Here is a 7,601-nt window from a genome sequence, read left to right as displayed (position 1 = left end):
GGGGGGCCGTGGCGGAGTGCGTCAGGTCGTACCAGGCGTCGGTGCCGGAGCTGGCGGACAAGTTCAAGCAGTACGACATGTTCGCGCCCGAGTTCGCGCTGTCGTGCCTGAACCGGCTGCAGCTGCGGAACAACCGGCAGATGGTGGATCTGGGGGATCCGGCGGGGGGTCAGGTCCCGATCGGGTTTCGCAAGGTGCCCACCAGTTGCAACGCCCCCGCCGGATCCCCCAGATCCACCATCTGCCGGTTGTTCCGCAGCTGCAGCCGGTTCAGGCACGACAGCGCGAACTCGGGCGCGAACATGTCGTACTGCTTGAACTTGTCCGCCAGCTCCGGCACCGACGCCTGGTACGACCTGACGCACTCCGCCACGGCCCCCCAGAACTCCGGCTCCTCCAGCACCCCCTCGCTCACCAGCGTCGCGTTCAGGAAGCGGAAGAAGCAGTCGAAGACGTCCGTGAAGACGGACAGGAGCTTCATGTCGTCGGGGACGTCGGCCCGGATCCGCTCCACCGTGGGCGGCAGCACCGCGTCCGGGTCCATGACCGCGATCTCCTCGGCGATGTCCTTGAAAATCGCCCGCGAGACCGTGCCGTCCGGCGCCAGCACGAGGATCACGTTCTCGCCGTGCGGCATGTAGACCAGGTCGTAGGCGTAGAAGGAGTGCAGGACCGGGAGCAGATAGGCGTCGAGGTAGCGCCGCAGCCACTCCCGCGCCCCCACCCCCGACTGCTCGATCAGCGCGCCCGCGAAGGACGCCCCGGCGCCGTCGACGTGCAGCAGCGACGCCATCGTGGCCAGCCGCTCGCCCGGCTGGAGCGTCGGCACCGGGCTCTCGCGCCACAGCGCCGCCAGCATCTTGCGGTACGGCGACGAGCGGTCGGTGGCCCGCTCGTACTGGCGGTGGTGGTAGCCGATCGCCGCCCGTTCGCGGATGATCGAGAAGCGGGCCGCGCGCAGGACGGAGTCGCGCTCCACCAGCCCCGCCAGCCAGTCGTTGATCGCGGGCGTCGCCTCCATGTACGCGGCCGACAGGCCACGCATGAAGCCCATGTTGAGGACCGAGAGGGCGGTCTTCACATAGTGCTTGGAGGGGTCCGTCGTGTTGAAGAAGGTACGGATGGACTGCTGGGCGAGATAGCTGTCGTCGCCCACCCCCAGCGGCACCAGCCGGTCCTGCGCCACCTCCGCCGCGAACGTCACCGACAGCTTGTTCCACCACTGCCAGGGGTGGACCGGCAGCAGGTGGTAGTCCGCGAGGTCCAGACCCCGCTCCGCCATCGTCGCGGCGAAACGTTCCAGCGTCGCGGCGCCCAGCTCCGCCTCGATCAGCGTCTCGTAGTCCAGGCCCGCCCCCGAGGTGAAGGTCGCCCGGTCGCGCCGCGCCGCCAGCCAGATCAGCCGGACGGGCGCGGCGGCCTCCGGCGCGTACGCCGCGTACTCGTGCGCGCCGAAGCCGAGCCGTCCGTTGTTGGCCACGAAGCACGGGTGGCCCTCGGTCATGCCCGTCTCGATCGCCTGGAAGTCCGCCCGGGCGAGCTCGGCCGCCGGGATCTGCTCCTTGGTGAGCTTGTACGCCGTACCGGAGAGCGTGGAGGAGATCTCCTCCAGGTACACCGGCAGGATCTCGTCGCTCAGGCCCAGCGTCGTGCGCAGCTCGATGAAGAAGTCGAGCGCGTCGAGCGGCAGCCGGCCCCCGGCGCCGTGCCGCGACACCGACTCCGGGTCGATCTGCCAGTGGTCGAGCGCGTACAGCGTGGCGGTGAAGCGGTACTCCACGGTGCCGTCGTCGCTGGGCACGCCGTAGCGGTTCTCACCGAGCGGTCGCGGCTCCAGCAGCCGTTCGTGGGCGAACTCGGCGAGCGCCTTGCGGACCAGCAGCCGGTTGGCGCGCGCCCACAGCTCGGGGGTGAGGTGGGGGACGGCGATGCCGGTGGTCGTCGTCATCGGGCCGCTCCCTCGGTCGTTCCCCCGGTCGTTCCCCCGGTCGCCCGCGCGAACGCGGCGCGTGTGCAGACGCTGAGCAGCGCCCGCTTCTCCGGCTTGGTGATCTCCCCGACGACCTCGAAGCCGACGGCCGCGTTCAGCGCGTGGACGGCCTTGTTGCCCACGTCCGGCTCCACGACGACCCGCCGGGTCGCCGGGTCCGCGAAGAGGTGTGCCAGCACGGTGGTGATGACCGCGCGGGTGAAACCGTGGATGGGCGTGCCGGTCGGCGCGACCAGGAAGTGCATACCGACGTCGCCCGGCTCGGGCTCGTACAGGCCGACCAGCTCGCGGTGGGCGGGATCGTACATCTCCATGAGGAAGGCGGGCTCGCCGTCGTGCAGCCCGAGCAGCGCGTGGTGGTGCTCGTCGGCCGCGATCTCCATGTACGCCCGCTCGACGTCCTCCAGCTTCGCGTCCCCCATCATCCAGAACGCGGCCTTGGGGTGGGTGACCCAGCCGTGCAGCAGCTCGGCGTCCTTGAGGGGGTCGAGGGCGCGGACGGTGAAGGTGCCTATGCCGGCGGGGGTGTGCGTGGTGCTCATACGGCGAACTCCTGGAAGGCGATGGACTTCTCGACCGGGTAGTACTCACGGCCGAGGAGCTCGCCGATGATGTACGCGTTGCGGTAGGCGCCCATGCCCAGGTCGGGCGAGGTGATCGAGTGGGTGTGCACGGCGGCGTTCTGGAGGAAGATCTCGCGGCCTGCGGTGTCGATGGCGTAGTTGCGGGCCACGTCGAAGCGGCCGTGGCCGTCGCGCCTGATGCGGTCGGCGACCGGTTCGAGGAACGCGGGCTCGGCGTACCGGTAGCCGGTGGCCAGGACCAGGCCCTCGGTGTCGAGGGTGTAGTCCTTCTCCTGCTCCTCCTGGCGCAGCCCCAGCGTGTACGTACCGGTGGTGGTGTCGTAACTGGCGGCGTTCAGGGAGGAGTTGGTCAGCAGCCGGGTACCGACCGGGCCCTTGAGGTTCTTCTGGTACAGCAGGTCGAAGATCGCGTCGATGAGCTCCGAGTCGATGCCCTTGAACAGGCCCTTCTGCTGCGACTCCAGGCGGTAGCGGGTGGACTCCGGCAGCGCGTGGAAGTAGTCCACGTACTCCGGCGAGGTCATCTCCAGCGTCAGCTTGGTGTATTCGAGCGGGAAGAAGCGCGGCGAGCGGGTGACCCAGTTGAGCCGGTAGCCGTGGACGTCGATCTCGCTCAGCAGGTCGTAGTAGATCTCCGCCGCCGACTGCCCGCTGCCCACCAGGGTGATCGACTTCTTCTTCTGGAGCGACTCCTTGCGCTCCAGATAGCGGGAGTTGTGCAGATAGTCGCCGCCCAGCCCCCGGCACGGCTCGGGCACGAACGGTGGGGTGCCGGTGCCGAGCACGAGGCGCCGGGCGCGGAACCGGGAGCCGTCCTCGGTGCGTACGACGTACACCTCGTCCTCGTACGTCACCGTCTTCACCGTCTGGTTGAAGCGGATCGAGGAGAGTTTCCCGGCCGCCCAGCGGCAGTAGTCGTTGTACTCGGTGCGCAGCGGATAGAAGTTCTCGCGTATGTAGAAGGCGTAGAGGCGGCCCGACTCCTTCAGATAGTTGAGGAAGGAGTACGGCGAGGTCGGGTCCGCGAGCGTCACCAGGTCCGACAGGAACGGGGTCTGGAGGTGGGCGCCCTCCAGGAACATGCCCGAGTGCCACTCGAAGTCCGGCTTGGACTCCAGGAAGAGGCCGCTGAGCTCGTCGACCGGCTCGGTGAGGCAGGCCAGGCCCAGGTTGAAGGGCCCGAGGCCGATCCCGATGAAGTCGTACGGCTCACGAGGCTGCGTGGACAAGGTTCTCTCCCAGGTACTGCTCGGCGTGGCCGGCGATCAGATCGAGGACGGCGGCGATGTCGTGGACCGTCGTCTCCGGGTTGAGCAGGGTGAATTTCAGGTACTGGCGCCCATCGGCCTTGGTGCCCGCGACGACCGCCTCGCCGGACGCGAACAGCGCCTTGCGGGCGTAGAGGTTGGCGCGGTCGATCTCGGCGGGCGAGGTGATGGCGTCCGGGATGTAGCGGAAGACCAGGGTCGAGAGGGTGGGCTCGATGACGACGTCGTAGCGCGGGTCGGCGGCGAGCAGCCGCCAGCCCGCCACGGCCAGCTCGCACACCTCGTCGAAGAGCGAGCCGATGCCGTCGGCGCCCATGGTGCGCAGCGTCATCCACAGCTTCAGGGCGTCGAAGCGGCGGGTGGTCTGGAGGGATTTGTCGACCTGGTTGGGGATGCGCTCCTCGGCGGCCCGGCGCGGGTTGAGGTAGTCCGCGTGGTACGTGGCGTGCCGCAGCGTGGTGCCGTCCTTGACCAGGATCGCGCTCGAACTGACCGGCTGGAAGAAGGACTTGTGGTAGTCCACGGTGACCGAGTCGGCGTGCTCGATGCCGTTGAGGAGGTGGCGCCGGGTGGGGGAGACGAGCAGTCCGCAGCCGTACGCGGCGTCCACGTGGAACCAGGCGCCGTACCGCTCGCACAGCTCGCCGATCTCCGGCAGCGGGTCGAGGGAGCCGAAGTCGGTGGTGCCGGCGGTGGCGACGACGGCCATCGGGACGTTGCCCTCGGCGGCGCAGCGCTCCAGGGCGCGGGCGAGCGCCACGGTCTGCATGCGCTTGTCCTGGCCGCAGGGGATCGAGACGACGGCGGACCGGCCGAGGCCGAGGAGCTGGGCGGACTTCTGGACGCTGAAGTGGCTGCACTCGGAGGAGAAGATCCGCAGTTTCGCCAGGTCGTCGGTCTTGGCCTCCTCGCGGGCGAGCAGCAGCGCCTGGAGGTTGGACTGGCTGCCGCCGCTGGTGAACACCCCGTCCGCGCCCGGTCCGTAGCCGACGCGCCCGGCGGTCCAGTCGATCAGCCGGCGCTCGATGAGGGTGCCGCCCGCGCTCTGGTCCCAGGTGTCGAGCGAGGAGTTGACGGCCGAGAGGACCGCTTCGCCGAGGACGGCGGGGATCACCACCGGGCAGTTGAGGTGGCCCAGGTAGCGGGGGTGGTGGAAGTAGACGGCGTCGCGCAGATACACGTCCTCCAGCTCGTCCAGGACGGCGGAGGTGTCGCCCAGCGGCCGGTCGAGGTCGACGCGGTCGATGAGGGGGGCGATGTCCTCGACGCCCGCGCCGGTGAACGGGCGCCGGGTCGCGGCGAGTTTCGACGCCACCCGCTCGACTCCTTCGGTCACGGAGCGCCGGTAGCTCTCCGCCGTCGTGTCATTGAGCAGGTGCGAACGCATGAACTGTCCTCCCGGATCGGGGACTTCGTCGGGCCCTCCGGGCAGAAAGGAAGGGGGCGAGGACCGCGATCTAGAAGTAAGGTTAGCCTAACCTAACTTTGATCTCAACAGGCCCTCGCCCCCTGGGTGCAGCCCCTATAGGGGCGCGGGGAACTGCGCGACCGGCCACATACGACCGGCAGCCGCGCAACAGCCCCTACGCGGCCTCTTCCTCGCGCAACTGGTCCTCGGAACGCCCCTTCCGCCAGTAGCCGACGAAAGTGACGTTCCTGCGGTCGACATGACGCTCATTCACGAAGTGCCGCCGCAGCTCGCGCATGGTGGAGGCCTCACCGGCGATCCATACGTACGGGTCGACCCCGGGGAGAGCGGGCTCGGCGCGGACGGCATCGAGGACGGAGGTCGCGCCCTCCTCGCGTACGAGCCAGGTGATGTCCGCGTCCGCCGCCGTGGGCAGCGCCATCCGGTCTCCGCTGAACGGCACTTCGAGCCACACCCGGGCGCGCGTGCCGGCGGGCAGCCACTCCAGGATGGCGGAAACGGCGGGCAGCGCGGTCTCGTCGCCCCAGAGCACGACCCCGTCCGTACCGGCCGGCGGCCGGAACCGCACTGCCGTGTTGTCGGCGACCGCCGGACCGAGGACCGCCACACGGTCCCCGGGCACGGCGCGCCCGGCCCAGCGGCACGCCGGGCCGCCGTCCTCGTGGAGCGCGAAGTCGATGTCGACCTCATCGGGGTCACGGCGCTGGTCGCGCAGGGTGTACGAGCGCATCACGGCCCGTACGTCGGCGGGCAGCGCCCGGTACTCCGCGAACCACGTCTGCGGGTCCTCGGCCGGCGGCAGGACGGGCGCGTCCTGGCCGGGGTGCGGCAGGAAGAGCGAGAGGCTCTGATCCCGGCCGCCGCCCTCGAAGTACGCCAACTGCTCGCCGCCGAAGGTGATCCGCACCAACGACGGGCCGAGCCGCCGGGTCCGTACCACGCTCAGATCGAAGAGACGGAAGGGGACGGTGGCGGTCTCGGCTGTCAGCGTCATGGGTCAGGCAACCTTCTTCGCGGTCTCGATGGCCTGGGCGAGGGTTTCGAGGATCGGGGCGCACTTGGCGTACGAGTAGATCGGCTCGGTGGTGCGCGGGGTGATCTGGCCGGCCTTGACGGCGGGCAGTCCGGCCCAGGTCGGCTTGGACTTCAGGGCGTCGGGCTGAAGGGCGGTGGAACGGTTGTCCATCATGATCACGTCGGCCTTGTACTTGCCGACGTTCTCCCAGCTCAGCTCCTCGAAGAAGCCCTGCGCGTTGACCTTCGGCTCGACGAACTTCACGCCCAGCTCCTGGAAGTAGGCGGTGTCGGCGGAGGTCTTGGGCGCCGAGACGTAGAACAGGTCGGCGCTGGCGGAGCCGATCATCACCGTGACGTTGGGGTTGGCCCTGGTGGCGGCCTTCAGCCGGGCGGCGGCCTTCTCGAACCGGGCCTTGGCCTCGGTGACCTTGGCGGCCTTGAGGTCGGCGCCGAGGGAGGCGGCGAGGTCGGCGCGGCGCTGGAGGGCGGCGGGCATGCTGAGCTGCGCGGCCCACAGGGCGACGCTGGGGGCGAGCTTGAGGATCTTGTCCTTGCTGTTGTCCGGCACGTACCAAAGGGCGTCCTTCTCCCACATGTCCGTGACGAGCAGGTCGGGGGCGAGGGCCGCGTACTTCTCGACGCTGAACTCGCCCCAGACGTTGCCGAGGATCTCGACCTTGTTGATGTCGAGGTCGCCCGCCTGGACGTCCGGCTTGCCGTCCTTGGTCTTCGTCGGGCCGAACACGGCCTTGACCTCGACGCCGTAGTCGTGGAGGGCGGCGGCGGTGCCGGTGAAGGCGACGATGGTCTTGGGGGTGGACTTCGTCTGGACGGTCTTGCCGCGGTCGTCCTTGAAGGACCAGGGGCCGGACTTCTCCCCGGCCTTCTGCCCGGCCTTCTGCGCGTCGCCCGTTTTCTTGTCGTCGTCGCCGTCCCCGCAGGCGGCCAGCGCGGCCCCGAGGCCGATGGCGCTGCCGGCGGCCAGGAGGCCGCGACGGGAAAGGTGGGACGCTCGGGAAAAGGGCATGACGATCCGCTTTCGTACGTGCCGGGGTCGGCCTCTGGCAGTTCTTGGGTAGGTTAGCCTAACCTCACAAGGATCTGTAGAGGGGGAGCTTGGCCCTGGACGCAGGGGCGTTCTGGGGTTCGGCCGCTTGGTGCTTATCGCCGCAGCGGGGCGTAGGTGAAGCGGACTTTGTGGGACGCGGTGGGTTCGTAGAGGGTGCGGCAGAGGGTGCAGTGCCAGTGCCAGTGGTCGGCGGCGCCGGGGACGGTGGCGGAGGTGTCCTTCCACAGGGGTGGCCGCGTGGGGC

The 7,601-nt window shown here is 69.5% G+C and carries 6 protein-coding genes and 1 pseudogene; 1 reads left to right on the top strand and 6 read right to left on the bottom strand.

The features are described from left to right. Positions 1-8: 8 nt before the first annotated feature. Positions 9-86 (top strand): annotated as a pseudogene (locus ACJA3G_RS24840) (hypothetical protein); the annotation flags it as partial. Positions 87-169: 83 nt separating this feature from the next. On the opposite strand, the gene ACJA3G_RS24835 reads toward ACJA3G_RS24840, so the two are convergent. The 6 genes from ACJA3G_RS24835 to ACJA3G_RS24810 form a co-directional block, all read right to left on the bottom strand. Then, positions 170-1,948, bottom strand: coding sequence for an IucA/IucC family protein (locus tag ACJA3G_RS24835; protein WP_406555262.1), 1,779 nt, complete (start codon positions 1,946-1,948; stop codon positions 170-172). After that, complete coding sequence (locus tag ACJA3G_RS24830) at positions 1,945-2,532, bottom strand: GNAT family N-acetyltransferase (RefSeq protein ID WP_406555261.1); 588 nt, start codon at positions 2,530-2,532, stop codon at positions 1,945-1,947. The genes ACJA3G_RS24835 and ACJA3G_RS24830 overlap by 4 nt, the downstream gene beginning before the upstream one ends. Further along, the gene (locus tag ACJA3G_RS24825) at positions 2,529-3,803 is read right to left on the bottom strand and encodes a lysine N(6)-hydroxylase/L-ornithine N(5)-oxygenase family protein (RefSeq protein ID WP_406555260.1); all 1,275 of its coding nucleotides are present in this window, start codon (positions 3,801-3,803) and stop codon (positions 2,529-2,531) included. The genes ACJA3G_RS24830 and ACJA3G_RS24825 overlap by 4 nt, the downstream gene beginning before the upstream one ends. Beyond that, positions 3,784-5,229 carry a pyridoxal phosphate-dependent decarboxylase family protein gene (locus ACJA3G_RS24820; RefSeq protein ID WP_406555259.1) on the bottom strand — a complete coding sequence of 482 codons (1,446 nt, stop codon included), beginning with the start codon at positions 5,227-5,229 and terminating at the stop codon, positions 3,784-3,786. Before ACJA3G_RS24820 ends, ACJA3G_RS24825 begins: the two co-directional genes overlap by 20 nt. 196 nt (positions 5,230-5,425) lie before the next feature. Further along, positions 5,426-6,265, bottom strand: a complete 840-nt coding sequence (locus tag ACJA3G_RS24815; protein WP_406555258.1) for a siderophore-interacting protein — start codon at positions 6,263-6,265, stop codon at positions 5,426-5,428. A 3-nt stretch (positions 6,266-6,268) separates the two neighbouring features. Then, entirely contained in the window at positions 6,269-7,315 is a 1,047-nt protein-coding gene (locus ACJA3G_RS24810) for an ABC transporter substrate-binding protein (RefSeq protein WP_406555257.1), read from the bottom strand. Positions 7,316-7,601: the final 286 nt, after the last annotated feature.

Origin of the sequence: Streptomyces sp. YS-3 (genome assembly GCF_045257485.1) — a bacterium.
Taxonomy (GTDB): Bacteria; Actinomycetota; Actinomycetes; order Streptomycetales; family Streptomycetaceae; genus Streptomyces.
The sequence above is the reverse complement of the archived record's forward strand: the minus strand, read 5'-3'. Positions and strand labels throughout refer to the sequence as shown.